This window comes from Ruegeria sp. S263, from assembly GCF_056780525.1.
The window spans coordinates 244,020-266,398 of record NZ_JBQUVJ010000003.1 but is presented as its reverse complement, the minus strand read 5'-3'; the positions used below and the strand labels follow the sequence as shown (position 1 = coordinate 266,398).

At 52.8% G+C, this 22,379-nt stretch carries 21 protein-coding genes and 1 pseudogene; 3 read left to right on the top strand and 19 right to left on the bottom strand.

Features of this window, described 5'->3' with window-relative positions:
• Nucleotides 1-138: 138 nt before the first annotated feature.
• Nucleotides 139-636 carry a lactoylglutathione lyase family protein gene (locus tag ACT2B1_RS19860; RefSeq protein WP_481669232.1) on the top strand — a complete coding sequence of 166 codons (498 nt, stop codon included), beginning with the start codon at nt 139-141 and terminating at the stop codon, nt 634-636.
• A gap of 149 nt (nt 637-785) precedes the next feature.
• Here the strand turns inward: ACT2B1_RS19860 and ACT2B1_RS19855 are convergent, their stop codons facing one another.
• The 14 genes and pseudogenes from ACT2B1_RS19855 to ACT2B1_RS19790 form a co-directional block, all read right to left on the bottom strand.
• On the bottom strand, nt 786-1,535 hold the full coding sequence (locus ACT2B1_RS19855; RefSeq protein ID WP_170654239.1) for a proteasome-type protease: 750 nt from the start codon (nt 1,533-1,535) through the stop codon (nt 786-788).
• Between the two features lie 11 nt (nt 1,536-1,546).
• Nucleotides 1,547-2,344, bottom strand: coding sequence for a transglutaminase family protein (locus ACT2B1_RS19850; RefSeq protein ID WP_170464169.1), 798 nt, complete (start codon nt 2,342-2,344; stop codon nt 1,547-1,549).
• A 3-nt stretch (nt 2,345-2,347) separates the two neighbouring features.
• Nucleotides 2,348-3,289, bottom strand: a complete 942-nt coding sequence (locus ACT2B1_RS19845) for an alpha-E domain-containing protein (RefSeq protein ID WP_171125968.1) — start codon at nt 3,287-3,289, stop codon at nt 2,348-2,350.
• Between the two features lie 2 nt (nt 3,290-3,291).
• On the bottom strand, nt 3,292-4,710 hold the full coding sequence (locus ACT2B1_RS19840) for a circularly permuted type 2 ATP-grasp protein (protein ID WP_170464173.1): 1,419 nt from the start codon (nt 4,708-4,710) through the stop codon (nt 3,292-3,294).
• Nucleotides 4,711-5,072: 362 nt separating this feature from the next.
• On the bottom strand, nt 5,073-5,516 hold the full coding sequence (locus ACT2B1_RS19835) for a lipocalin-like domain-containing protein (protein WP_481669231.1): 444 nt from the start codon (nt 5,514-5,516) through the stop codon (nt 5,073-5,075).
• A 670-nt stretch (nt 5,517-6,186) separates the two neighbouring features.
• A complete protein-coding gene (locus ACT2B1_RS19830; protein WP_481669230.1) occupies nt 6,187-6,489 on the bottom strand; it encodes a hypothetical protein in 303 nt (100 codons plus the stop codon).
• 28 nt (nt 6,490-6,517) lie between these two features.
• Entirely contained in the window at nt 6,518-6,967 is a 450-nt protein-coding gene (locus ACT2B1_RS19825; protein ID WP_481669229.1) for a hypothetical protein, read from the bottom strand.
• Between the two features lie 195 nt (nt 6,968-7,162).
• The gene (locus ACT2B1_RS19820; protein ID WP_481669228.1) at nt 7,163-7,417 is read right to left on the bottom strand and encodes a hypothetical protein; all 255 of its coding nucleotides are present in this window, start codon (nt 7,415-7,417) and stop codon (nt 7,163-7,165) included.
• A gap of 162 nt (nt 7,418-7,579) precedes the next feature.
• The gene (locus ACT2B1_RS19815; RefSeq protein WP_481669227.1) at nt 7,580-7,873 is read right to left on the bottom strand and encodes a hypothetical protein; all 294 of its coding nucleotides are present in this window, start codon (nt 7,871-7,873) and stop codon (nt 7,580-7,582) included.
• A 342-nt stretch (nt 7,874-8,215) separates the two neighbouring features.
• Nucleotides 8,216-9,605 (bottom strand): annotated as a pseudogene (locus ACT2B1_RS19810) (IS1182 family transposase).
• A gap of 170 nt (nt 9,606-9,775) precedes the next feature.
• Nucleotides 9,776-11,503 (bottom strand): adenylate/guanylate cyclase domain-containing protein, encoded by a 1,728-nt coding sequence (locus ACT2B1_RS19805; protein WP_481669226.1) that lies wholly within the window; start codon nt 11,501-11,503, stop codon nt 9,776-9,778.
• A 149-nt stretch (nt 11,504-11,652) separates the two neighbouring features.
• The gene (locus tag ACT2B1_RS19800; RefSeq protein ID WP_282022465.1) at nt 11,653-12,009 is read right to left on the bottom strand and encodes a cupin domain-containing protein; all 357 of its coding nucleotides are present in this window, start codon (nt 12,007-12,009) and stop codon (nt 11,653-11,655) included.
• 376 nt (nt 12,010-12,385) lie between these two features.
• The gene (locus tag ACT2B1_RS19795; protein ID WP_481669225.1) at nt 12,386-14,302 is read right to left on the bottom strand and encodes an adenylate/guanylate cyclase domain-containing protein; all 1,917 of its coding nucleotides are present in this window, start codon (nt 14,300-14,302) and stop codon (nt 12,386-12,388) included.
• A 639-nt stretch (nt 14,303-14,941) separates the two neighbouring features.
• Complete coding sequence (locus ACT2B1_RS19790) at nt 14,942-15,415, bottom strand: acyl-CoA thioesterase (RefSeq protein ID WP_481669224.1); 474 nt, start codon at nt 15,413-15,415, stop codon at nt 14,942-14,944.
• Nucleotides 15,416-15,489: 74 nt separating this feature from the next.
• On the opposite strand from ACT2B1_RS19790, the gene ACT2B1_RS19785 reads away from it, so the two are divergent.
• Complete coding sequence (locus tag ACT2B1_RS19785; protein ID WP_282022462.1) at nt 15,490-15,708, top strand: tautomerase family protein; 219 nt, start codon at nt 15,490-15,492, stop codon at nt 15,706-15,708.
• A 204-nt stretch (nt 15,709-15,912) separates the two neighbouring features.
• Here ACT2B1_RS19785 and ACT2B1_RS19780 read toward each other — a convergent pair whose 3' ends face one another.
• Nucleotides 15,913-17,193: a tetratricopeptide repeat protein gene (locus ACT2B1_RS19780; protein ID WP_481669223.1), complete on the bottom strand. Its 1,281-nt coding sequence runs from the start codon at nt 17,191-17,193 to the stop codon at nt 15,913-15,915.
• A 266-nt stretch (nt 17,194-17,459) separates the two neighbouring features.
• Here ACT2B1_RS19780 and ACT2B1_RS19775 point away from each other — a divergent pair, with 266 nt between their 5' ends.
• Nucleotides 17,460-18,380, top strand: coding sequence for a sulfurtransferase (locus ACT2B1_RS19775; RefSeq protein ID WP_282121516.1), 921 nt, complete (start codon nt 17,460-17,462; stop codon nt 18,378-18,380).
• Between the two features lie 122 nt (nt 18,381-18,502).
• Here the strand turns inward: ACT2B1_RS19775 and ACT2B1_RS19770 are convergent, their stop codons facing one another.
• The 4 genes from ACT2B1_RS19770 to ACT2B1_RS19755 form a co-directional block, all read right to left on the bottom strand.
• Nucleotides 18,503-19,516 (bottom strand): LysR family transcriptional regulator, encoded by a 1,014-nt coding sequence (locus ACT2B1_RS19770; RefSeq protein ID WP_481669222.1) that lies wholly within the window; start codon nt 19,514-19,516, stop codon nt 18,503-18,505.
• 521 nt (nt 19,517-20,037) lie between these two features.
• A complete protein-coding gene (locus ACT2B1_RS19765) occupies nt 20,038-20,817 on the bottom strand; it encodes a methyltransferase domain-containing protein (protein WP_282121514.1) in 780 nt (259 codons plus the stop codon).
• A 221-nt stretch (nt 20,818-21,038) separates the two neighbouring features.
• Nucleotides 21,039-21,611: a carboxymuconolactone decarboxylase family protein gene (locus tag ACT2B1_RS19760; RefSeq protein WP_481669221.1), complete on the bottom strand. Its 573-nt coding sequence runs from the start codon at nt 21,609-21,611 to the stop codon at nt 21,039-21,041.
• A gap of 361 nt (nt 21,612-21,972) precedes the next feature.
• Nucleotides 21,973-22,377 carry a DUF4345 domain-containing protein gene (locus ACT2B1_RS19755; protein WP_171241275.1) on the bottom strand — a complete coding sequence of 135 codons (405 nt, stop codon included), beginning with the start codon at nt 22,375-22,377 and terminating at the stop codon, nt 21,973-21,975.
• Between the last annotated feature and the right edge of the window lie 2 nt (nt 22,378-22,379).

The window sequence follows — 22,379 nt, the reverse complement described above, 5'->3', positions numbered from 1 at the left end:
GAAGGGTCAATCAATTTGCTGGCAGCAGCTGTGAATTCGGCAATCACAATTTGACTTTTCCTTTGTTAGGCAGACTTCTACTTGCAGATCATTTTATTGAAACTGAACCTTGGTCCAAAATAGTTGAAAGGAACTACAATGTCGCACACACCTCGATCCTTTTCTCACATAGGGCTTTCTGTGCCAGACGTTGATGAAGCCGTAAAATTTTATTCCGAGGTATTTGGCTTCTACGTCATCATGCCGCCGACAGACGTTCTCGAGGATGATAGCGATATTGGTGTAATGTGCACGGACGTCTTTGGACCAGAATGGAAAAAACTGCGCATAGCTCACATGGCGACTGCGGATCGCGTTGGGATTGAGATTTTCGAGTTCGACGGGAATTATGCGCCTGAAAACAACATGGACTACCGGCGCAATGGGACATTTCACTTTTGTATCCAAGATCCCGACGTGGAAGGTCTGGTGGAAAAAATCGTAGCGGCAGGGGGAAAGCAGCGGATGCCCATTCGTTACTATTATCCGGGCGATAAACCTTACCGGATGGTCTATGTTGAAGATCCATTCGGTATTGCTTTCGAACTATACAGCCATTCCTATGAATTGACGTATTCGTCCGGTGCTTACAAATGAGAAACAATTCAATTTGAAGGCTGCTTTGGCTCCAAATAACCGTTCTCTGCGTTGCAGCGCCTCTCAAGTTTTTGAGCGACTGCTTTGAGGTCTGAGCGATCGCTAGTTTCAATTCGCTTCAACGACCGCTTTGCGGACAAAGCGGACGCTCAATCGTTTGACTTTCGCCCCGATTTGTATTCAGGAAGTTTGGCCAAGGCCGACTTCAACGCATCTCCCCATCCGTCGGAAACAATGCGAAAGTACTGGTCGTCGGACTCGAATCTTGACCGCGTACCGCCGTCAAGGCTGTCTTCATCGTAGAGAAGCAGGTCGAGCGGAGCACCGACAGACAGATTGGCCTTAATCGTGGAGTCAAAACTGACAAGCAAGAGTTTCACGGTTTCTGGAAAACTCATTTCCGGATCGTAGGCTCGCACCAGAATAGGACGGCCATATTTTGTTTCACCGATCTGAAAGAACGGGGTGTCGTCGCCGGCCTCGATAAAATTGCCTTCAGGGTAGATCAAAAACAGGCGAGACGGGCCGCCGTTGATCTGGCCTCCAACAATGAGCGTCGCGTGAAAAGCGCTGTCAGCTTGCTGACCGGACCGGGCATGCTCCTCGATGACGTCGTTCAGAGTAGCCGCGACCAGTTGCGCAACTTGAAACATTGTCGGTGCCTCTAAAATCGATGGTGAACGATCTGCCGGCGCTTTTGTTCGTTCTTCCAAAAGGCTTATTGTGGCCTGAGTAGTCGCAAGGTTTCCAGCCGTTAGGATTGTGATCGAACGGTCCCCTTCTACCGTCCAATTGAACATCTTGTTGAAGGTCGAAACATTGTCCACGCCTGCATTCGTGCGCGTATCGGACATGAACACCAGCCCGCGATTCAGCCGCATGCCCACAGCATAGGTCATCAATTTCTCCGTTACTGCTGTGCGACCTGCAACTGCACTGTCAATTGCTCGCCCGCTGTCCCAATTCTATTCCCTATTACCGGTGCGGCTTGGGCATAGTCCAGCCCGGTTGCGACGCGGACGTATCGATCGTCAGGCGAGATCCCGTTTGAAACGTCAAACCCGACCCAGCCAAGCCCGTCCAAATGCACTTCGGCCCAGGCATGGGTCGCGTCCTGCAGTTCCGTTTCGCTCATCATCAAGTAACCCGATACATAGCGTGCTGGCACTCCGATCTGTCGCGCGCATGTAATGAAGATATGAGTGTGGTCCTGACACACGCCACGCCCAGCTTTGAGGGCATCTTCTGCGCTCCAGCTCGGGTGCGAACTTCCAATTTCATACGCGACCTGAGTTCGAATGTTTTCGGACAGGGCATGCATCTGTTCCAGCGGTTCGCCTTTAGGTAACGCGCCAATCAGTTCGGCAACCCCTTTCCCCGGCGTTGTCTGCGGGGTACCCCTATTGAACAGCCACAAGGGTGTCGACCCTTCGTGACGCCCCAAGACGCCGTGGATGTCTTCCACCTCAACAACGCCTTCAGAGATTAACGAAATACTTTGGGTGTTTGCGTCGAAACTGATCAATTCCACGGTGTTACGGTGGTAGTCTTCAAACGTCAGTTCTTTTCGCCCGCCGGTGATTTCTGTGTTCCAACTTTCGATGCTTTGATTGCGAAAGGACTTTGGTGTCTTCCTGAGCTGTTGCAACCCGAAGGGAACTGGTGCGTCGAAATCGTATCGTGTCTCGTGTCGAATGTGCAGTTTCATTGTCTACTCGTAGAACCGGTAATCAATCTCGATCTGACGGCTTAAGTTGCCGAGGTCGGCTAGAAAGTCCTGAATGTATTCGTGAAGTCCGATTTCAAAGATATCTGAGATCTTCTGATCCAGGTATTTTTCGTAGAGAGCATTAGACGCCTCGCACGAAGGCCCGGCAAAGCCGTAGTCTTTCTTCAGGTATGACAGGTTCTCTTGAATCTTTCTGCAGCAAAAGTGAAGACTGCGAGGCATCCGCTGATCCAAGATCAGAAACTGCGCAATGTCAGACGGCCGGGTTTTCTCACCATGGGTCATTCGATACCCTCCACCAGCGCCGACGGAACGCAAGATGCTTTCCCATTGGATGTTGTCCAGTGACGAGCCGACCGAGAAGGCTGTGGGCAGAAGAACATAGTATTTCACGTCCAGAATGCGCCCGGTATTGTCTGCCCTCTCGACAAATGTGCCAATGCGGGTGAAGTCGAAAATGTCATTGCGCAGCATGGTCCCCAAGGTGGCACCGCGAACCAGAGCCGCCTGTTGACGAATGAGTTCCAGCGTCGCAGGCAAATCCCGCTCATTCACGCGGCGCTTCATGACCTCGTCAATCTGCATCCAAGTCGCGTTTACAGCACTCCACACATCGTGGGTCAGTGCTGTCCGAACAAGGCGCGCGTTGTCTCGTGCCTGCTTGATAACCGACTTGATCGAGGATGGATTGTCCGCGTCCCGCAGCACCCAATCAACAGCGTTGTCCTTGGTAATATCATCGTACTTGGCGTGGTATCCATCCAGAACTCCGGCCGTTTTCAGAACTGACCCCCATTCCTCGGCGGAGTTCTTAGTCCGGGTCAACGCCATCCTTTGACCTGTCTCCAGCAGCCTGGCCGTGTTTTCCGCGCGCTCCAGGTATCGGGACATCCAGAACAACCCGCCAGCAGTTTTTCCCAGCATGGTCAGTCCTCCAGAACCCAGGTGTCTTTGGTCCCGCCGCCCTGGCTCGAGTTTACGACCAGCGAGCCTTTTTTCAGCGCTACGCGGGTCAATCCACCGGGTGTGATTTTGATCCCGTCGGGAGACACCAAAACAAACGGCCTAAGGTCGACATGTCTAGGGGCCAGCCCTGAACGTGCGAAGATTGGAACCGTTGAAAGAGACAGTGTCGGCTGAGCGATATAGTTCGCTGGCCGCGCTTTGAGCTTGTCCCGGAAAGCAGAAATCTCTTTTTTGCTGGCGGTCGGGCCAATCAACATACCGTAACCGCCAGACCCATGCACTTCTTTCACAACAAGCTCGGACAGGTTGTCCATGACGTAAGACAGCGAGACAGGGTCGCTGCATCGCCAGGTTGGAACATTCTGAAGCAGAGGCTTTTCGCCCGTGTAAAATTCGACGATCTCGGGCATGTAGGAATAGATCGCCTTGTCATCGGCAATACCCGTTCCGGGTGCGTTCGCGATCGTGACGCCGCCTGCGCGATAAACGTCCAGAATGCCTGGCACACCCAGTGCACTGTCAGGGTTGAAATTCAATGGATCCAAGAAGTCGTCATCAACCCTGCGATAAAGCACGTCGATGGGTTTATAGCCTCTGGTGGTGCGCATGCAGACGCGCCCGTCGACAACGCGAAGGTCGTGGCCTTCGACCAATTCCACGGCCATTTGATCAGCAAGAAACGCATGTTCATAGTAGGCTGAGTTATAGATGCCGGGGGTTAACACCGCGACAGTGGGTTCTCCGTCTGCGCAAGCTGGCGCACAGGCCGCAAGAGACCGCCTCAGATTGCGGGGGTAGTCGGAAACATTCCGAACATTCGTCGCGCTAAAAAGCTCGGGGAACATCTTTAGCATCGTCTCCCGGTTCTCCAGCATATAGCTGACCCCGGATGGCGTACGAGCATTGTCTTCCAGGACGAAAAACTCGTCTGGGCCGGTTCGCACCAGATCGACGCCGACAATGTGCGTATAGACCTGACCGGGTGGTGAGACCCCAAGCATCTGCGGCAGGAAGGCCTCGTTTCCGGCAATCATTTCAGCAGGTACACGCCCGGCCCGGACAATTTCCTGACGGTGGTAAATGTCATGTAGAAATGCGTTGATTGCCCGCACCCGCTGTTCGATACCGCGTTCCAACCGCTGCCATTCCCGAGCTGAAATAACTCGTGGCACGATATCAAAAGGTATTAGACGTTCTTCGGCCTCGGCTTTGCCATATACGTTAAAAGTGATGCCCGTCAGCCTAAAAACTTTTTCGGCTTCGCGCTGTTTCGCCCTCAGTCGTGATACGTCTTCCGCGTTGAACCAGCGGCCGATCTCTTCGTATGGACCTCTGAGTGATCCATCGCCATTGAACATTTCGTCAAAATACTCACTCATTCTTTAAGTTTTACGCATAGATCAGATTTTTCAAGTCATTCAGGCTTGGTTAAAAGCTGCCTTTGGAAGGAGCGTCTAATTTTCAGGCTAACTGGATAACGTGATGATCTTAACAATATGGCGTTATTTGTGTTTCCAGTTGAAGTCACATTCAATGTTTTGCGCTCAACAGTAACTGGTTTTTGCTGCATTTGAACGTCCGCATTGGGCTCAAAGCGGTCATCTGACAACATCTGTCAGCCATCAAAGGCCTCCCAGTGCGCCGGAGGTCGGCAGTGCAGACCAAAGCAGACATTTGTGTTAGGCCACATGTATCCAGAAACCGATACGGGCCGACCTTTGGCTATTCTATCGTGAGAGCGCTATACCTTCGTAAATTCCATCCGATAAACGACTTCTTCGCCTGTCTTGGGGTCGATACCGGGAGCTCCACTAATCACCAATCTATCACCTTCGAGCACAAATGGACGTGAAAGGTCGCCGTGCCAGTTTGGGTTCCACGACCCATCAACATGATGAACGACGCGGTCTTCTTCGAGCGAATAAGACGCGACGTAGGCAAGCATGTCGTCGAAAAGCTGGGCTTTTTCGCTCTCAGTCCAGCCATTTCGGCCTGAGTTCGGGCGATCTCGTCTGAAAACAGTGGCCATCATTCGCCCGTCTGCGTGGTATGCAATATAGCCAATTGGCTCGGGCCCCAGTGCATCGGTAATTTCACCCGTTGTCACCGACTGCCGCGTCCATGCATGCATTTTCCATGACCCAATCAAAGCGCTTCTGTCCAAAATCAAGCCCCTTGTATCCATCAGCGTTTAGACAGTATTCCACCAAACCTAGCCGAATTCCACCAAACCTAGCCGAACTTCCGTTGGTGTTAAGTAGGAAGTTCTTGGTCAGCCAAGTTTGGTCACTCTGGGCTCGAAGCGATCATTCGCGGCAGTTGGTACGAACGACCACTCTGCGGGGTGATTTCAACGGACGAAACCGCCATTCGCCGCACCAGCAACGTTGTCAGATCCGAATTTCTGGAATGCGCAGATAGCAGACTTTGCAAAGTCGCGCAGAACGTCCCTTATCAAGCTTTTCGATATCGATCTCGGTTCCGCGCTAGTGATGTGCGTTTCGACCAGAGTATGGGTCGGCTCTCGCGCTGTCGTTGCCGCATGCGCAAGTTTGGTCGCAATGGTTTGGGTAGTAGAACGGGCAGAGTTCTTTCTCTGATCCTTGCGTTTGTCGACACTAATCACGTTAGCCATTTGACGTTTGATACACGGTCATAGGTCGCTCTATTCAAAGCCTGCCGCGTTCAACTGGAAGGCCATATCAAGTTCAGGATAAACACCAAAACGAAAATGACCGGAATGAATATTAACGCCTGCTGTAACTTCGAGCGGTTCTCGAACCATCCCATGCTTCTTATGGCCCAATACGCACCGCCACACAAAAGCCCCGTGACTATGGCGTGTACCCAATCCATTAGCAGTCTTGCGATGGTAGCATGGTGACATCAGAGTAGCGGCCCTCAGCAGTCGTTATACGTGCGCAGGCACCCGTATCACGATTGAACCAATATGAGGTGAGACCTTCGGAGCGGATCAATTCATAGCCGAGGTTCTGAATGCCCATTTCCGCTTGCCCCGCGCGGGCACCCTCGAACGCAGATAGATCGGACGCACTGCCGACAGCAGGTTGACCTGGTGCTGCGGATGGGCTGGGCTCATCACAGGCCGCGAGGCCCAGGGCAGCAAATCCAATGGTTAGAGGAGCAAAAGATTTCATGGTCATTTCCCTTTTCAAAGTCGTGGGATTACTCAATTCCGATGCCAATATCGAAGGTAACTGGTTGCGCCCCGGCGTTGACGACCTCAACCACATGATCGCCGGATTGCCAGAGTTGGCCATAATAGGGCGTGTCTGAAGAGATCAGATCCAGCAGAAGCGAACCGTCAGGATTAAAAATCTCGTAGTCCAGCGCACCTCCGCGTGAGCTAACGTCCACCCTTAAAAACTGGCCATTTGCAGCGCCAAGCACATATCGGACTGATGTGTTTGCGTTCAGCGTGCCAGACAAAGCCGCTCCGCTGGTGCCTTTTGCGAACTGGACACGTTGTGTTCCCGAAACGACCGGTGGTACACCGTCTGAACCGGCCATTGCGCCTTGGCCGTCATCTGCGGCCTGTGCGACACTGAGTTCAGCGACTTGGCCATCGTTGGCGACGAGGCATCGCCAGACCGTCTCGCCGCGATCTTTCAGCATTACAAGCGAATTTGCTTCGGAAAACTCCGTTGAGAGCACCGTACCACCTTGCCCGTCGGGCCCGCCGACAGCACGTAATTGATCGATACAGCCGTCAATCGCCTACTGTCCAACTTCCGCTGCGTAGCCGACTACGGGCGAGACGCAGAGGGACAAAGTTAAAACTATGAATCGCATCATTCTAAACTCCCTAATTTAATTGGATTTGGCAGCATCCCGTAAACCTTGCAGTACGCCGTCGCATTCGCTTGCTGCACCGACAATTGCCTCACCGCTGCCCTCAGTGTCCGGTGTTAATTCCCGCAGATTGCTAACTGCGCGGTTGAAGACTTGGTTCACTTCCTCTTTAGTCAGTAGATCCTCCTGCTGGGCAGCGCTGGCGATACCACAACCACCTGCTGACAAGCTCGTCACAATACCTACGCCTGCGCCAGTTCCGATGCCCAACATACCCACCGCCGATACCTCCAACGATCAGCCCAATATCAGTTTACCCACGCGTTCTCTCCCCAATGTTCGGAGTTGTCCATTAATTGTCACTGGCAAATGACACTGCGCTGTCTTCTGTACTGTGTCTCAGGGTTTGAAGTGTTTTGAGCGAACTTGGCGAGGCTAGAGAGTGCCTTCGTCCGATAACGACATGATGCCATCTGTTGCACCGTCACTATAGGCGATGCACTGCCAAGGAGCGCGGTCAGGCCCAACGCCGACGCGCACAAGGGTTCCGGCTTCAGAAAACTCTGAACCGAGCAGTGCAACATCAGGATTGTTGGTAGTTGCTGCGACATCACGAAGGCATGCCTGTTCCGCGGCAGTCGGCGTCGCTGAAGTGCCGCTAGTTGTGCTGCTGTCTTCGCAGGCGGCAAGAATTGTAGCTATTGGAACGACCAAAAGTATTTTTTTCATAGTACCCCTCAATCCTATTGTCACAGAATTGGTTCCAGGTGCCTTACGGCGGAAGCCTATTGTTTTCTATATTCAACAATACGATTTCGATACTATTGGTCAACAATTGTGTTTTGTTCGCGTTGGTTGACTTATTGTGCTTCGCGTCCAGTGATTGCAGCAGCCTCCGTTGATCAATTTTGTATTTTTTGTACTTCTTGGGATATGCAAGGCTTGGTCTTGAATGCCCGGTTTGGGCTGTGAGCGACCGCTTTGGCTCGCCGTACTGAAGGTCTGCTCCCAGCCTATTCCGTTGAAAAACTCTTGGGTTTGTCGTTTATATCTGCACAGCCGAGATCTTGGTCAGATAGCGGGTATCTTTTGGGTAGCCGGGATGAGCCTTGTGAGTTTTCTGAGGTTTTGGGCGGTGGCGGCGAGGTGGAATTCGTCCCGAGCGCCGCATGGGCCACGTAATCGAAGGCGCCCGAGACCGAGGATGCGCTTGAGATGGGCAAACAGCATCTCGACCTTCTTTCTGAGCTTGCACGAAATTACATATTGGGTGGTCTGGGAGATGGCACGAGCCACGTCTCGGGATGGTTCATGGATGGAGCGCGTCACCTTGCGCTGTGGCTCTTTCGGGCAGCATCGGCTCTTCAGGATGCAGGCGGCGCAGTCGGGTTTGCTGGCGCGGTAGCGCAGGATCCCATCCTTGTCCGGCCTGGGCTTTCTCGGTTTTGTGTAGGCGCGGCGATATTGTTTGAGTTCCTTGCCAGCAGGGCAGATATAGGCATCGTTTTCAACGTCAAAGGTGAAGTCGGTGCGCTCGAAGGTTCCATCGTTGCGGCCGGATTTGTCGATAACCGGGATATGTGGGGCGATGCCTTGATCGACGAGCCAACTCAGCATCGGTCCAGAGCCATAGGCGGTGTCTGCGATCAGCCTCTCAGGGTTCAGATCGTGGCGTTCGCGCACCCGGTCGACCATGGTTCGGGTCGCGCCAACCTCAGCTTGGCGGATCGACCGGGTTGCTTCCACGTCCAGGATCACTCCGTTGTCCGTGTCGATCAGATAGTTGGCTGAATAGGCAAAATAGGCGGGCCCACCCCGCGCGCCAGCCCATTGAGAGGCCGGATCGGAGTGCGAGGTGAACTTCGGTTTCACCGCACTTGCTGCACCGAAGGCGGCGTCATCCAACGTATCCAGGTATTCCCTAACGGCGCGGGGGTGCTTCTTCAGGGATGATTTTCTCAGGTGCCCAATCCCGCTGCGGTGAGGAATTCTGCCGGTTGGCATCAACTTGGATCAGGCTGGCGTCAGCTGCGAAGCGCTGCCCACTGGCCAACCCTTCCTCGATACAACGCGCTACAACCGTCTCGAACAAATGCCGCAAAAGATCACTGTCTCGGAAACGACCGTGCCGGTTTTTCGAGAAGGTCGACTGGTCCGGCACCGGATCAGTGAGATCTAGGCGACAAAACCAGCGGTAAGCGAGGTTGAGATGCACCTCGTCGCAGAGCCGTCGCTCGGACCTGATGCCCATCACGTAGCCTATCAGCAGCATCCGGATCATCAGTTCCGGATCAACGGACGGTCTGCCAGTCGAACTATAGAACGCAGCAAGGTGCCGGCGGATATCAGACAGTTCAACGAACCGATCTATACCTCGAAGAATATGGTCTTGCGGGACATGATCCTCAACCGAGAACTCGTAGAACAGTGACCCTTGTGCTTGCTGCCTTGGCCCCATCATCGCTCATTCTCCTGTTCAGTACAGGAATTAAATCAGCGACTTGCACGTCGATCAAGGAAGATTTTTTCAACAAGATAAGCCCAAACCCGACATTCAAACCCGAGCTTTGCAGTTACCAAGATGCGCGATCAATCTGCCGGATTTGTCAGCGCGACTTGGTTCCGGCACCGCTATTCTGGCAACCCTGCCCGGCGAAGTGCCTCAAAATAGCGTTCAGCGCCGTCAGAACCGCCATAGTCCACGTTGCTACGCCACTTCGAAATCGTTTCACTAGGTTCCATTTGCAGCATTTGCGCCAAAGCCACGGACGCTTTCTCAGGCTCCCCAAGCATTGCGTGAGCAGCGGCCCTCGTGCTGTGGAGCGCGGCATAGTTTTTTGAGAAGCGCAGACCTGCTTCTGCAAAGGCGATAGCATCATGATCTCGACCAAGCATTACGCAAGAGGTGGCGGCACCTCCGGAAGCACCCACGAAAACGGCTCCATATCGGCCCAACCGAAGCGCCGTCTGAAAGCAACTCAATGCCATTTTAGGAAACCCGGCCCAGTTGTATCCCCAACCCATAAACAAATGCAGGCGGGCATCTAATGGCGCTCGTTGCCGGATTTGCTCAAGCGCCACGGAAAGTCGATCCGCATCCCCATCCACATTGTAGTCAGCCACTGCAACACTCAGATCAAGCGTTGGGCTTTGCCCTGCCATCTGCCGTCCGGCCTCGATCCAGCGTGGCAATTTCTCATAGTAAGATGACAGCTCGCGACGAAGATCATAAGTTCTTGCGCCATTCATTGTCCAAATGGCTTCGGCATAGGCGGCAGCGAGGGTTGGTTTAGCCTCAATGGCCCTGGCGTGATATGCCAACGTCTCTTCGTAGCTGTCGATACCGGCATCCGACCAAGCGATCATGCCCATCAGGACGCACTGCTCGGCGGTCAGTTCGACTTCTGGCAATGCGGAGAGTTTTGCGGTCTCAGACTGAATCAGGATCCCACTAACCGCATCCAACAGCTTTTCTACGACCTCGTCCTGCCAATCGAAGATAGCTTCGACCAAACCGTCGAACTTCTGAGTCCAGATTTCAGAACCAGAAGGGTCATTTAAGCGGGCTTCCAAACGCAATCGGTCACCGTGTCTACGCAGCATGCCGCGAAGCGTATATCCCTCTGGTGGCTCCGTGGAGGATATCGCCGCGTTTAACCAGTTGATCGTTCGAAAATAAGAACCGAAATCTGAAGTGAGAGCTGCGGCCATTTCCTTTAGTTCAGTGCGTTGGTCGCTGCACGTCACAGGATGGATGGAGAGCTTTGGCAAGCTCGTCTCTGTGAAAGAATGCGAGCTTTGCGATGCGCCCTGGTGCGGTCCATCGTGAATCCACACATCCAGGCTGCGCTCGATGTTCTTGAGCTTCTTCTTCCCTACAGCTTTAAACGCGTCTGCCAGAGTGTGTTCAATGTTCAAGTGTACGGGTTCAGAAATAGCGATGCCACCGGTTGGCGCGATTCTCTCAAGGCGCGCGGCAATATTCACGCCGTCACCCAAGATGTCGTCACCTTTTTCTGTGATGTCTCCCACATGAACACCGATCCGCATGTTCATTAACGAGTGTTCAGCCAACTGCTCTTGTAGCTGCATTGCGGCGGTCACAGCTTGCGCCGCGCTGTCAAATCGCGCCAACCAACCATCACCCATGCTCTTCACGACCCGACCTGATTGGCCCGCTATTGTTGGGGTGACAATGTCACTTTCCAGGTGATCAAGCATTAGAAGTGTGGCTTGCTCATCTTTGTGCATGAGCGCCGAATATCCAACGACATCCGCGGCCAGTATTGCCGCCAACTTTCGTTGCAATTGTTGTCCCTTGCTCGACATGCTTTGACAATAGTAGATGCGGCTCTTCACTCCAACTGGCTGATTACGAAGCCCGCTCAGGGCTCTAGGACACCGTTCGCAACCCATAGCTACCATTCGTGCAGCAACCGGAGAATGTATGTTTCGAGTTTGTTTTTATCATAGGTTGATCGCAGGGATCGCTTCGCAATACGAACTTCCTAAGAGACGATCATGTAGTACTTCCGCAATTTTTCTGTGATCTCCCAGATCAACCTGCTCCCTTTTTTGATGAAAAACGTATCGCCAGCCGTGAAGGTCTCGGCGTCTCCGTCAGGATGCGTCAGTGTTACGGACCCAGAAATCACGGTCATCATTTCATGTACCGGATAAGCATCGATCTCTTCACGACAGGGTGGGCATTCCCAAACGCCCGAGAGAATAGTCTCGTCTTCGTTTGCAAACTTGAACCAGTTTCTTTCGTTCGTATCACTGGTCGTGAAGGAGCCAGGATCGGTGAAATCCGAGGCCACCATGTCGTTTGGGTTGGGTATCAGCCTGAAAGACATCGTTTTCATTGAAACTCCCTTGGTGCGAGGTGATCAATCGATGACTCGGCTTTTGATTCCCTCAGCTGTGATCATAGCACAAATCGGCTCGCGCCTGCATGGACGGCTTTGGCACAACCCGCTGCTAGGCATAGATATTGAAGACACGCTCGCCATCGCTGAAGCTACTAAGGTATAATTTTTTTAGGCCGCTTCCCAGCGGCCTTTATTGAAAAAATCTCGCAAGTACGACTATCAGTCCAGAGCAGGCTTTTTCACCCTGCCTTTCAGTTTCCGAAGTGCGGGACCAAGCGGCCACCGGAATAACGCCGTAGTAGGTCCATTTTTTCAGACCAAAATATAGTCAATCTAGAGCGCGCAATCTGCTTCCGGGACCGACAACGATTTAGCCTCGGTCGTTCAAATCCAATGCTCGATAAGTGCCCTCCGGCAATCCTGCCTTCCGGAAGGCATCAACGTAGGGCGCTATAAGAGCGTCCGGACGCTGGTAACGGCGATACACCCAAACAATGTCGGCGATTTTCACGCCGGGACGCGTGGCTTCAAGCCGGTTTCGGGCGCGCTCAAGTTCGTCAGCGCGTCCAAGCCTGGCGAGAACCGTGACTTCGGGGATCATCGACCACCAATAATCCAGCAGCACGCCCTTGCGCGCTTCGGCAAGCGCAAGTTCGTATTCACCCTTGTGAAAGTGGTACTCCGAGAGCGCTTGATGCCAATCCTTGATGGTCGACCCTGGGTCGAGGTCGATAGCCCGCCGTACAAGCGCCGCGCCCAGATCGAAACGCCCGGTCCAGACCAGCCAGTAGCCGAATTCCGCCTCCACGCTGCGGTCGCCTCCAATAGCGAGCGCGTCCTCCGCCTCGGCGAAAAAGCCGTCGCGATCCCCATTCATGAGCAGAAGAATACCCAAGATAAGTCGAACACGGGCCGAGTTTGGGTTGAGTGCCTTGGCTTCGTTGGCGGCAGCCAAAGCTCGGTTGAGTTTTTCCTCATATGTGCCAGCATAGCGATCCCCAAAAAAGCTTAGATCTACACGCAATGCCTCGGCCAGCTGCGCCCAGGCGCGCCAATAATCCGGCTCTTCCTTGATTACCCTTTCAATGCAACCTTGGACCCGCTTCTGCGCATCCGGTCTATCGTAGAGATCGTCATAGAACATAGTACATTCATACGACGACAGCCGTTCCGGCGGTTTCGCCCTTGCCCGCCTTTCGTCTGTTCGCCTGATGGCGCCGCGCGTGTCACCAATCGCAACTGCAACGCGCTCGGTGATCCGAGATTGCACATCGAAAAGATTGGCGGTCGTAAGTTTCTCATCGAACGCCTCGGACCAGACCTGCGCTCTGCTCTGGGTGTCAATCAGGCGCGCCGTTACCCGCAGACGATCACCCGCTTGCCGTACTGTACCTTCAAGCACGAATTCGGCACCCAAGGCTTCACCGATACCGCGCACATCCTGGTGCTGCCCTCGGTAGGAGAAGGTGGTGTGCCGCGACAAGACGTTGAGGTCGCGATAGCGTCCGAGTTCGATAATCACATCCTCGCTGATGCCATCGGACAAGTAATCTTTCGACGGGTCTCCACTTAGGTTCTCGAACGCCAAAACCGCTATTGTAGGACCTGTAGGCCGGGTCAGAGCCGTAGCCTCGTCAAAAGGAACGTCTTCATTGGCCCCCCAGCGATGCATGCCTTGCCAAACCACAAATGCCGCAATGATCAGAAGCGCTCCACCTATTGCCGCCTGAACGCCACGGCTCCTAACCCAGCTGCGGCGGCTGATTGCTCGGCTCTGAGGATTCACATGATAAATTCGCACCGGCTCAGAAATGTTCTTCAGGCGGGTTTCACCCAAGTATTCGAAACCAACGTTAGCTTTGCCGGCTGCCTGAGTTGCAACAACTTCGGACACGCAAACGCTACCAGGCTCCGCCAACTCCTCAAGCCGTGCAGCGATATTGACACCGTCACCATAAAGGTCATCGCCATCAATCATCACGTCGCCAAGATTTATGCCGATCCTCAATTCAAGCTGCTCTTCAGGAGACAGGTTGCCGTTTCTCTTCGCCAGTTTCGCTTGGATTTCAGTCGCGCAGTTCACTGCATCAACGACCGAAGCAAACTCCACGAGCGTTCCGTCACCCATTAGTTTGACGATGCGACCATGATGTTTCTCGACCTGCGGATCGAACAGCTCCGAACGAAGTGCTTTGAGAGCGTTCAAAACGCCGATCTCATTCGCGCCCATCAAGCGTGAATAACCAACCACATCAGCGGCCAAGATCGCGGCAAGTCGACGTTCCATTGGTGAAGTTTACGTCAGAAAGGTTCGTCATTCCAAGAAACGCCTAAACTCAATCCGGTATGCACGCTTGATCGGTGGACGCCACGGTAAAAAACGAAAAGAACCTAACTGCTGAAACACTGAACCTGAACGAATACTCCCAGCGGATTGTGTTGAAAAAATCCAAGTTCGCGCAAATTCGAATGCAAAATTGCCCTTACAGGCCCGATTGAAATTTTTAGCCGAAAGGTCGGCCTAAATCAGTCGCTGGCCGCCAGCGAGTGTCTCAACGCTCGTCATCGATATCGGTGGTGATCTATTGCGATTGATCGAGGTTCGCAGAAAATTTAGGCTTTCCAGTTTTTTGAGTATTTCAACACAATCAGCCCGAACCGGACCTTCAAAACCAAGCTTTGGTATTCTAGCGATGCGGAGAGGCTATATGAAAACCCCGGCCCATGAGCTCTCTCGTCGCGCTCGATTTCGGCGCCTGTGCAAAAGCTCTCATAGAAGTGCGAGAGAACACACATAGAGGCTGTTTTCGGCGTATTTCGCCGGACAGTCAGAGTTTTTACACAGTCTCCGGACAAAGCCGCCGTTTGATATACGGCACTAAGATTGGTCGGAGTGGACCACGGTATTTCGGGACTTTCTGGTCATTCAGGTTGGGTTCTCCAACCATTTGGTTGCACGTTCGCGAACATCGTCGGGAATCTCTGTGGCCTGGCGGGTTTCAAGGCTTAGCAGCACGCATTTGAATTCGGTTTCAAACGCCATCTTGTTGCCGTCAACTCGAAAAAGCCGATGCCTAAAGGTCATGGATTTAGAGCCAATCGCTACAACTTCTGTCTCCAGCCGTATCGAGTCACCTGCTGTAAGCTCTGCGCGGAAATCGCTTTGGGCGTTGATAACGGCGAATGAAACCCGGCGTCCCGTACGCATATCGTTTGCGGTTAACCCCATTTCAGATTGAATGGCTAGTACACCGTCGGAACATGCGGCGAAGTACCTCGAAACATTCATATGTCCAAGAAAATCGCAATCCGTTGGATCAACGACCGAGCGAAATGAAACCATTGCTGACATGTGGTTGCTCCTCTCGAAATTGCATAGAATTCTTACAAGAATGGGCATTGCATGTCATCTTGTGGAACAATCGGCCAAGTATAGACCAGCATTTTGGTAAGTCTTAAGAAATGGAGTGTGCGATGCCCTCAATTGAAATTCAGGTGCTTGAAGGTGTGTTTTCGACAGAAGAAAAAGGCAGGATAATACAAAATGTCACCAAGGCCTTCGGCGAAGTCGCCGGGCAAACAATACAAAATGGAACGTCTGTCCGGTTGCTAGAAGTAAGCAGCGGTTCATGGGGTTACGCGGGAAACTTTCTAACTACACAAGACGCTTTGGAGATGCGCGCCCGCGGTTGACAAAACATCTTAGGACCGGGTCAGTTTTCGGCAGCTTTGGCCCACAGCAGTCATTTCTGCGGGTTGCATACTTGGCTTGTCGCAGCCCGAAACGGACCTTCACCAGCGAGCTTTCTAGAGCCCGAGAAGCAGACACATCGGTTGATCAACATCGAACCTGAAGCGGACAAGCGCTCATAGCGGACATCAAAGAACATAGGCATCCTACCTCGCCAAACTAGCTACCGCGTGGTCGTGAGAGGTATGCGGTCGATGCATGTTGAGAATGCGTCGTGCTTCATTCGATTGCCCAGAAATTGCAAGCGCATGAGCCAACGTAAACTCGACAATGTCGCGTTGCGCCCGGCTGCCGCCTAGGCGTTCGTGCTCAGACATGACACTTACAAATTTCTCAATCGCTTCATCCGCATTTCCATCCGCCAACGCACGGAATGCGCCTGCGACAGAGGCAACGGTGGGGCCTGCGGGGCCCTTTGCGCCGTCAATGGTTGTTTCCAGACGCTCTCTGTTTCCAGCCATCGCATGCGCAAGAGCAGCGTGAACATCCGCAAAAGCCAAGCCAGGTGAAGGAAAGAACTGAACAGCATAGTCGCTGAGTTGTTGCCAACGCTCCTGAGGAATTTGCTCACCAGCCAAAAAGGCGCGGTGAACAATTGCCACACTATCAGTCAGAACGTTCAGTGGCGGCGCAGGAGGTCGGTCGGGGGAAACGTAATCATCAAACAGCTTCCACATACCCGTCACATCGCCGCTCTCAAGCGCCCATAGAGCTACGTGCCAACTGAGATGGCAGTGCAGATACGCTGTGAAGGGATAGTCTTGCCAGAACTCGCGCAGATAAGCGTAGCCAGCGTCCGTCTCCCCGTTCTCATAGTAGAGATGGGCCCTGACATGTGCACTGTGCGCGCTGTCTGGCCTCAACTCAAGCACGCGTTCGATGTTTTCCGCGGCGGGGCCGATCTGTCCGGCCTCCATCTGGGCAAAGGCATGCTGGCAGAGAAACCACCAGTCGTCGCCATAGTGTGGCTTCAACATGGTTGTGTAGGCAAGCTGCTCTGCCTCGCGCCCTGCCTGACCTGAAAACCCTATTAGGCCAAATACGCTGGTACATGTCTGAGCCAGCAAAATATCTCGCGGATGGTCTGCGACGTGATCTCGAATGCGCCTGTAGGCCTGCGGTGCACGCCCCTCAATGAGATCGCTGATTATGTCGATCTGGGCGGCTTCGCGCGGGCTGACGCCTTGCGAAAGTTCCTTTGCGACGGCTAATTCTCGCTTTGCATCTTGTCCGCGCCCGACGGTTACAAGATAGCGTGCAAGGCCAACATGGGGCATGGCAAAACTATCATCTGCCTGCATTGCAGAACGGAAAGCTTCTTCAACATCGTCAAAAGCACCCAGAAAACGGTCGATGCCTTCAACATAGGCGTCACGTGCAGTTTGTGATGTTGTGGTTAGCGGGCTTCCGTACCGATCTTCGAGCATCCAAACCTTCCACTATCTGTTCCAAACCTGTCCGTCAGTGAGCTAAATGAGCATGCTTAACCATAAACGAGTCAAAGGAAATCGACGTTTCGAGGTGCCACGATTTCAGCATCAGTTTCTTTCAGAAGCCTCCTAAAATCATCGAAATTTCGTTCAAACCATAGTTGCTTCACCAAATCCAGATTTTCCAAAATTGGACTCCGAAAGCAATTTTGAGGATTATTCCATACGGCTCGACCCACGTCCGGTTAGAGGAGAACGTAGGGATGGTAATACACAATCGCCCACTCATTGATACGGCTTGGTTGGCAAATAACCTGACTGACCCGAAACTGCGCATCATTGATGTTCGCTGGAAGTTTAGGGAGGAAAACGGCAAGGGCGTGGCCTATGACGATAGGAGCGAGTTCCAAGCCGAGCACATTCCTGGCGCAGTGTATGTTGGCATGTCGACAGAGCTTGCAGACGGCACTGAGAACGTTCCCGATATGATGCTTGGGCCAGAGGATTTTGGGGAAAAGATGCGCGAGTTGGGTGTTTCCAACGACAGTCATGTCGTGGTCTACGATGACTCCGGGCTTCCGCTGGCTTCCGCGCGTCTTTGGTGGGCACTTTCGCACTATGGACATAAAAACGTGCAGGTCTTGGACGGCGGCTTGCAGCAATGGAAACTCGAAAGTCGACCCACTGAAACTGGCGATCTAACCGTTGAGCACGGTGACTTTGAACCAACAGTGCAGGGTAATTGGATTGCCCACAAAGCTGATGTTCTGCACGCGATAGGTAAGCCCGGAGTCAGAATTGTGGACTTTCTGCCAAACGACCTCTTCCGAGGCGACGGCCTTCACACATGGGGAGGTCGCTCGGGACATATCCCCAGTGCCGTCAACATACCGGCGATATCGAACATCGATCCGGATTTGGCACACACACCCATTGCTGAGCGGGCAGCGAAACTAAAGGAACGAGGCTCATTCAGGTTGGCGGATCGCCTCCGCCTCCTTCAGCACTATCAGGACAAGGGAATTCAAACCGACGACGAGGTTATCGCGTATTGCGGTCGCGGTATTGCCGCCTCTTGCGGTCTCCTTGCGCTTCGCCACATGGGGTTCGACAAGTCGCGCCTCTATGATGGTTCTTGGGCTGAGTGGAGCGCCGATCAAAGCCTTCCGATTGAAACGTCCTGAAACCCCTGTGCGGAGAGGAATGGTTTAAACCGGCGCTCTCTTTGTCCGCTGAACTCGTTTAAATGCAAAAGAGCTTGTCCGCGTTTCACAAAGTATAGCATCAGTTCTTTTTTACTCGATCACTACTTGTAGATTGCAGCGTATCGAGGTGCGAAGAACTTAACGAAGCCTCTAACCTCTGGCCGACGATAGGCTTCCGGCGAAATGAGCATTAGGTGCGGCACCGCAAGTTCGGGGATTTCGTCGAAGCATCGGAGAAAAGACATGTCTGCTTCAACCAGCTTGACATTACTGATCCCAAGACCTTGCCCTGATCTGATCGCCGCATGCATTAGCTCCAGTTCAGTGAAAGACATGACGATCTGGTCCGGCTCCACGTGATTGGTCAACCATTCGTGGAATACATTTGGTACGTCGTCCCGCTGAAAGGTAACAAACTGATGCCCGGCCAGATCATTCGTTGACCCCGGTAAGCCAAATTTGTCCGCGTAATTTCTGCTGCCGAACAAAGACCAGCGGGCCGTGCTGATCTTACGACAGATCAGGTCAGGATCAGGTTCAGTTCTTGCAAGGCGCAAAGCAATGTCGGCCTCGCCCGCCATCAGGTCCAGCGCCCGAACGCTGGACAAAAACTCGAATGCGACATCCTGATTGTCGGCGGAAAACTCGTTTACGATTTCAATCATGCGTGCAGAGAAGTTTGCTGAGTAAGCGGTGATACGGATGGGTTGTGTCGACGTCAATTCTTTCGCGCAATCGGCAAATTCAAGGACTGAAGTCTCGATTGCTTCGGCGAGGGGAACGAGGCGAAGGGCTTCTGGGGTCGGTTTGAACCCGTGCGTACCGCGCTCAAAAAGCGTCAAGCCTGTTTCTCTTTCGAGAACATCAATGCGTCGGGCAACCGTTGGTTGGGAGACCTTTAGCTTTCTGGAGGCCGCAAGCGTCGACCCTTCTCTGAAGACAGAGAGGAACACACGAATATCCGACCAATTTCGGAACCCGTTCTTCATTTTTGTAGAACAGCACAATTTTGTGCCGGATACCAGAAAAACGGGTGAACAGTTACTCTTGTTGCGACAGCGCAAGTAACTCGAAAAGGACCATGAGATGGCTTCCCATACAATGTCACCCAGCATCTGGACCGTATTTGATGGACTGTTTGGTTGGACCAAGAGAGGCCTCCCCGAAAACCGGGAATCACGGCCTACAGCCGACGATCTTCACTCAGAACGCGACTATATTAACGACGTGATCTGGAGTAATCCGGACGCATTTTTGAGTGAACTGGACGTGCAGAACATGATGAATCTGTATCCGGGAAGGTTCTGACGACATTTGGTGACAATCGGCCGGGTATGGCGATTGGATCACACCAAAGGCAGCTGCAAGCTGGAAGTGACAGCCACGTACCTGTGTTGTAGCCATAGAGTTAGCACCAACACGAGACCTTCTGTGCATTACGTCTTTCGCTGCGGTCGTTCGAACGCCTGATCAATGGCTGCACGTCTGGCCCTTCATTGGGGCTTCAACGGCGACAATTAAGTTCGGACAAAAGATTGCAGCACCAATCACGACGACAACGATACCTGAGGGGGGCTCTTGAACCGTGCCTTTCAGCGAGCCCGCGGAAGAACCGAGGCCAAGTCATTTCGGTCTATCAATCCCTTTTACGCGCCATGACGATAAATTGGGTCATCGAAAAAAAGAAGCGTCCAACTTTTGCAAGGCTGAGCTGCTCGTCAAACCACGATTGCGCAACAGCGGGATCAACATGGCCATTTGCAACAGCGTATTGCTTCATGAGGTGCATCATCATGATTGCGAGACCATCAGGCTTTAACTGGTGATCTGTCATTGTGAACGACAAGACATCTTCCACGCGGTCACCACGAGCCTTTATCAGTGCGGGCAGTCTTTCCGGGACGGAACCACTCACAAAGTGCAGGTTCCAGGATGTCAGCATCTTTTGCATTCTGTCGGGCTCGTCGCTGAACCAAATCAAGCTGCCAAAGTGTAGATCGCTGATGACAAGGCGCCCACCGGGTTTGACGCACCGCAGCGTGTCAGCCAATGCACCGTCTACGTCTTCGATGTACTCAAAGACCTGTACCGAGACGGCCTTGTCAGCACGTTCATCCTCAATGGGCAAGTGATTTGCGGAACCTGCACGAAACTCCACGTTTGCGTAGTCGCTGCATCGTTCTTTTGCGGCTGCTGTCATGTCCTCGCTTGGGTCGATCCCGATGACATAACCATCCGAGCCAACTGCGCGAGCCAACTCTGCCGTTAACAGACCGTTGCCACAACCAATGTCCAAAATAGTTTCACCGGGAGCAGGGCACAGCGCATCAAATGAAGCCTGTCTTCGCCGTGTCAACTCAGCTCCCTGATAGGCAATTTCAAGTAATCTCGTTGTCTCAGCGTCAAACTTAAGCAACTCTCCCCCCTTACAAAGCCCACAAGTCTCCAAACCTTATCAGAAAATGGGTTATCTACGAAAAGCCGGACGGATCATCGAGGCTTGAACATAGATCCACCAATATAACTAACGGCGCCGACTTGATCCAACGAATGGGACAACCCCGAGAGCGAAGGACGCTTCTGACTTCTTGTTGGACCAGTTTTTCGTCACTGTTCGAAAGTTAAAACAACATCAATTCAAGGAATGTCGAGGCCATTCTCCCGTCCAAAATCGGTGTAGAAGGTGTCACTGCGGTATCGGATTAATGTGGCCTCATCCGCTTGCCTTGGATCGTTGCCAGGACTTTGGACACCTGTTCCTTCTATGAAGCGGTTCACGAGACTAAAGACACCACAGACCTGTATAGCATCGAACAACGCACTCTCCGACCAGCCTGCCGCGTAGACCGCATTTGCGTCGGCTTCCGTCATTCGTGATGGCGAGACAGTAAGCTTTTCAATGTATGCCAGTAACGGTTTGAGATGATCCTCGACGGGTGCCGTATCGCGATCTTCCATCAGTGCCTCGATTGTCTCGACCTCAATTCCGTAGGCTTTGGCGAAAACGATGTGTGCTCCATGGCAATACGCACAAGCATTCAAACCCGAGACATAGGCTGCAATTAATTCACGTTCGGCAACCGAGAGGTCGCTCTCGCCCCTCATCACAAGACTTTCGTACGCACAAAGCGGAGAAAGTTTGTCTGGAAAGGCTTGATAGACACTTCCAAGCGTCGCGTTCTCAGGCAGAGATGGAAACAGGCGTTTCATTCTATTTTCTTTCAATATTGCTTTGGATGATTTCGTCTCAAAGTGAGGAACCAACGTTGTTTACGCAACTTTAACGCAATTCCGGGTTCCGCACAGAGATTCTGTTGGAATACTGCGAACGGTTAGTTTGCCTGACGACACCCCAGAATGTTCGCCGTTTGGTGAAAGGCAATTTCTTTTGAGCCGTTCTCGTAAATTTGCAAAGTCTGGTTTTGCGCGTCGCCGTCATTGGGGCACCGCGCAGCATCGATCAAAGTGGGCTTCCTGACACCTTCGCCGTGATTGGCACGAAAGGCTGGTTCGGGAAACATCAACCTTCGCTGCACCATGTCGGAACTCAACAGACGCGGACAAAGCCGTCTCAGGCCGGCGCTGCAGATTTCGCATTTCCACCGACAACCCACAAACACAACACCCCAAGCAAAACCTCTATCGCAAATGCGGCAAGAATGTTTTCGGATGGCCAACCATCGAGGACGAAACTGATTGTCCTGCCCACGGCGAAAGCTGAGAAAACCGTGGCCCCAAGCAAGGCTGAGGCCTGGACTAACTTTTGGTAAAATGCTCCGCACAAAATGATCAGGCCAAGTACCGCGAGATTGGCAGCAGGTGCACGCAACTCGCTCATCAGGTTTGGCTGCGGCGAGAGTACGATGCCGTAGTTGGCGTAGAAAGACCGTGGGTCCAGAGTGATGGCCAGACCTATGGCAAATGCCGTTAATCCGGACAGACCTAAGATAAGTCTGCGTTTAAGTTCAAGTTTCATGT

Coding starts and splice junctions, on each gene's coding strand:
- ACT2B1_RS19775 (WP_282121516.1), top strand. CDS start 17,460: ATGGTAATACACAATCGCCCACTCATTGATACGGCTTGGTTGGCAAAT.
- ACT2B1_RS19825 (WP_481669229.1), bottom strand. CDS start 6,967: ATGCTGAAAGATCGCGGCGAGACGGTCTGGCGATGCCTCGTCGCCAAC.
- ACT2B1_RS19780 (WP_481669223.1), bottom strand. CDS start 17,193: ATGCTCGAAGATCGGTACGGAAGCCCGCTAACCACAACATCACAAACT.
- ACT2B1_RS19835 (WP_481669231.1), bottom strand. CDS start 5,516: ATGGATACAAGGGGCTTGATTTTGGACAGAAGCGCTTTGATTGGGTCA.
- ACT2B1_RS19770 (WP_481669222.1), bottom strand. CDS start 19,516: ATGCTGGGTGACATTGTATGGGAAGCCATCTCATGGTCCTTTTCGAGT.
- ACT2B1_RS19800 (WP_282022465.1), bottom strand. CDS start 12,009: ATGAAAACGATGTCTTTCAGGCTGATACCCAACCCAAACGACATGGTG.
- ACT2B1_RS19855 (WP_170654239.1), bottom strand. CDS start 1,535: ATGACCTATGCTGTGGGCATGCGGCTGAATCGCGGGCTGGTGTTCATG.
- ACT2B1_RS19860 (WP_481669232.1), top strand. CDS start 139: ATGTCGCACACACCTCGATCCTTTTCTCACATAGGGCTTTCTGTGCCA.
- ACT2B1_RS19760 (WP_481669221.1), bottom strand. CDS start 21,611: ATGAAACGCCTGTTTCCATCTCTGCCTGAGAACGCGACGCTTGGAAGT.
- ACT2B1_RS19785 (WP_282022462.1), top strand. CDS start 15,490: ATGCCCTCAATTGAAATTCAGGTGCTTGAAGGTGTGTTTTCGACAGAA.
- ACT2B1_RS19820 (WP_481669228.1), bottom strand. CDS start 7,417: ATGTTGGGCATCGGAACTGGCGCAGGCGTAGGTATTGTGACGAGCTTG.
- ACT2B1_RS19815 (WP_481669227.1), bottom strand. CDS start 7,873: ATGAAAAAAATACTTTTGGTCGTTCCAATAGCTACAATTCTTGCCGCC.
- ACT2B1_RS19850 (WP_170464169.1), bottom strand. CDS start 2,344: ATGAAACTGCACATTCGACACGAGACACGATACGATTTCGACGCACCA.
- ACT2B1_RS19790 (WP_481669224.1), bottom strand. CDS start 15,415: ATGCCCATTCTTGTAAGAATTCTATGCAATTTCGAGAGGAGCAACCAC.
- ACT2B1_RS19755 (WP_171241275.1), bottom strand. CDS start 22,377: ATGAAACTTGAACTTAAACGCAGACTTATCTTAGGTCTGTCCGGATTA.
- ACT2B1_RS19795 (WP_481669225.1), bottom strand. CDS start 14,302: ATGGAACGTCGACTTGCCGCGATCTTGGCCGCTGATGTGGTTGGTTAT.
- ACT2B1_RS19830 (WP_481669230.1), bottom strand. CDS start 6,489: ATGAAATCTTTTGCTCCTCTAACCATTGGATTTGCTGCCCTGGGCCTC.
- ACT2B1_RS19845 (WP_171125968.1), bottom strand. CDS start 3,289: ATGCTGGGAAAAACTGCTGGCGGGTTGTTCTGGATGTCCCGATACCTG.
- ACT2B1_RS19840 (WP_170464173.1), bottom strand. CDS start 4,710: ATGAGTGAGTATTTTGACGAAATGTTCAATGGCGATGGATCACTCAGA.